Here is a 3,244-nt window from a genome sequence, read left to right as displayed (position 1 = left end):
GGGATGGGGCCGGCGGCGGGGCTGCGGCTCCGGCTCTGGCGGTTTCCGCTGACAGTGCTGTGGCTGGTGACGGCGGGGCTGGCTCGGGTTCTGCTGGTGCTGGTGCTGGTGCTGGTGCTGGTGCTGGTTCGGGTCCGGCTCCTGGTTCGGGTTCGGCTGGCGGCGCCGGGGCTGCCGCTGCTGGCAACGCGGCCGCGGGCGCGGGCGCGGCCAACGTGCAGCGCCGCGAGTGGGCCGCCGTTCCCGCGATGCGCGGCGTCAGCCGCTCGACGGCGACCGGCGTTTCGGCGGCCGACTTCGGCGCACGTCTAGCCACGTGGCAGAACCCTTCCTTCCAGCGCGAGCCACGCCGCCAGGTCCGCACCGACGCACCGGGCGGGCGCCTGGTCGCCCGCGCGATCGCCCGCACCGGCACTGCCGCGTCACTGGAACTGCCGGCAATGAACTTGCCGCTGACCGCGCCGGTCAAGCGGAGTGTTGAGGAGTCCGAGGCGTCGGCGTCGGCTGCGGCTCCGGCTTCGTCTGAGGTCCCGGCCGCACCGGTCGTGCGGCAGTCGGTGCTCCGCACGCCCACGAAGCCGGTCGTCCAGCCGCGCCCCACGGGTCCGCGCCTGACGCAGGCGACTGTCACGCCTCGGACGCGTCCGGTGGCGTCGGTGCAGCGGTCGGGCGGATCGCCGGCGCCGGCTGAGCCGATGATCGCGCAGCGGATGCAGCAGGACTCGGGATCGCCGAGCGGTTCGGCAGCGAGCGCGAGCGGTGTCGCTGTTCAGCGCTCGGCGAGCGGATTGCCTGCGGGAAGCGGTGGTTCGGCGGCTGGGCAGTCGGCCGGAACGTCCGCAAGCGGCGGGCCCGTGGGCGACGCGGCAGCAGCAGGCTCGGTGAGCGCGGGCGGTTCGGCGACCGGGCGCTCCGCGAGCGGCGGCGACGCGGCGGCCGGACGGTCGGCAGGTGCGAGTGGCGCGGCAGGCCAGGGGCCGGCGAGTGCGATGGGCCCGGCGATCCAGCGTTCGGCGAGGGCTGGTGGCTCGGCGGCGGGAGCGTCTGCGGGCGGCAGGCCGGCAGCCGGGTCGGCGGCGGATGCGAGTGGTTCAGCAGTTCAGCGTTCGGCGAACTCGGGTGGGTCGCTTGCGGGCGGGCCGCCGGTAGGTGGTTCGGCTACGAGTACAGGTGGTTCGCCCGGATCGGCTGCGGGCGGTTCAGCAGCCGGGCAGCCTACGGGCGCGAGTAGTTCGGCGGCCACGCAGTCGGCGGGCGGCGCGGTTGCGGGCGCGAGTGGTTCGGCAGCCGGATCGGCGGCTGGTGCGGGCGGTGCGGCAGTTCAGCGTTCGGCGAGTACGGGCGGTGCGGCGAGCTCAGGTGGCTCGGCAGCGAGTGCGGGCGGCTCGGCGGGATCGTCTGTGAGCGGGGCAGCCGCCGGGTGGTCTGCGGGTGCGAGTGGTTCGGCGAGTGCTGATGGCCCGGCAGTTCAGCGCTCGGCGAGGTCAGGCGGGTCGTCTGCGGCCGGTTCGGCGGACGGGCGGACGGCAGGCGGTTCGGCGGCGGCCTCGGGTGGTTCTGTGGCTGGCCGGTCGGCGGACGGTTCGGCTATACAGCGCTCGGCTAGCTCGGCTAGCTCGGCTGGAGCCGCTGGGGGCGACCATGCGGCCGGGCCGTCGGCAAGTGCGAGTGGCTCGGCGGCTGGGCAGTCGGCGAACTCGGGTGGGGCGCTCGCGGGCGGGCTGCCGATAAATGGTCCGGCGGCGAGTGCAGGCCGGTCGGCTGGATCGTCCGCGGGCGACCACGCGGCCGGGCGGTCGGCGAGCGACTCGGCGGCACGTGGGAGCGGTTCAGCGGGGGCGAGTGGGCTGGCGGCCGGCGCGAGTGGTGGTGCTGTTCAGCGCTCAGTGAGTTCGGGTGGCTCGGCGGCAGGCGGTTCGGCGGCCGGCGCGGGTGGTCCGGCAACAGGTGCGAGTGGTGGTGCTGTTCAGCGCTCGGCGAGTGCGAGTGGCTCGGCGGCAGGCGGTTCCTCGGCGGATGCGGGCGGTCCGGCAGCAGGTGCGAGTGGTGGTGCTGTTCAGCGCTCAGTGAGTTCGGGTGAGTCGGCAGCGGGCTCGGGCGGTGCGGCTATACAGCGCTCGGCGAGCACGGGCGGTTCGGCGGCGAGTGCGGGTGGTGCTGCTGTTCAGCGGTCCGCGAGTGGTTCGGCAGCGGGATGGTCTGCGGGCGACTCGGCGGGCGGGGGGTCTGCTGGAGCGGGCGGTGCGGCTGCGGGTGCCGGTGAGCCGGCGATTGTGCAGCGCTCCGCTCAGGGACTGGCTTCGGCGGTACAGAATTCGGCAGCATCCCAGCCCTTGTCCACACAGCGTGCGGCGGCGCAGTCAGCTACCGGGTCTGCGCCTACTCAGGCTGGGCAGCGTCCGGGCACTGGGGCACCGATCCAGCGTTCAGGCGCGGAGTCTGCGGGTCAGGGCCCCGAGGCGGGTACGTCCGGCGCTGAGCCGTTCAGCCTGCCCGCCGCCCAACGCGCCGTGCCCTCCACGCCCCAGGCCATGCCGATCCGTGCCGTTCAGCGGCGCGCGACGGCGACGCCTGTGGTTCCGGCCAGCGCGCCGCCGCAGCCGCCGATCGCCGCACGCAATCCCGTTACGCCCCCCGCCGTCGAGGTGCAGAGCAGCGCTGCATCGCCGGTCGCGGAGTCCTCGGTCAGTGCGGCGGCGAGTGTGCAGCGTGCGCCGGAAGTCCAGGTGAGTTCCCCTTCGGCGCGAGTGCGGCTGAATGCCTCGGGACCGGTGACCTCCAATCCGGCGACGTCCACCAAGCCCCTGCTCGGCACCCGCCAGCTCGCCGGCTACGTCCTCGCCGAGGCCGCAGCCAACACGACCGCACCAGCCGCCGCCGCCGAGACCCCGTCAGTCCAGCGCGCGACACGTCCCGAACCGGTGCGTCCCGCCTACAACCGCCCCGCCACGCAATCCGCAGACGCGGCAGCTTCGATGCAGCCTACTGACACGATCCAGCGGTCAGCCGCCGCAGCCGCCGCCCCGGCCCAGGTCCCGGCACCGGGGAGCGCAGCTACAACGCCGCCGCTCGCCACAACCGCGTCCCAGAACTCGGCAGCCCAGCAGCCCCCCGCCGGCAATTCAACCGGCGGCGCTCCCCACGGCATCAACTCTCACAGCACCAGCACCAGCACCAGCACCAGCACCAGCACCAACCCCAGTGCCACCAACCCAGTCCAGCGAGCCGTCCCCATCCACCGCCC

At 74.5% G+C, this 3,244-nt stretch carries 2 protein-coding genes; one reads left to right on the top strand and one right to left on the bottom strand.

Features of this window, described 5'->3' with window-relative positions; translation table 11 throughout:
* Positions 1-312, top strand: a 312-nt coding sequence (locus KGQ19_RS48140) for a hypothetical protein (protein ID WP_212022285.1), incomplete at its 5' end; no start/stop codon positions are given.
* Between the two features lie 2,236 nt (positions 313-2,548).
* Here the strand turns inward: KGQ19_RS48140 and KGQ19_RS48135 are convergent.
* On the bottom strand, positions 2,549-2,797 hold the full coding sequence (locus tag KGQ19_RS48135; protein ID WP_212022283.1) for a hypothetical protein: 249 nt from the start codon (positions 2,795-2,797) through the stop codon (positions 2,549-2,551).
* Positions 2,798-3,244: the final 447 nt, after the last annotated feature.

Origin of the sequence: Catenulispora pinistramenti, from assembly GCF_018274385.1 — a bacterium.
GTDB lineage: Bacteria > Actinomycetota > Actinomycetes > Streptomycetales > Catenulisporaceae > Catenulispora > Catenulispora pinistramenti.
This window is presented reverse-complemented; position numbering and strand designations above follow the sequence as displayed.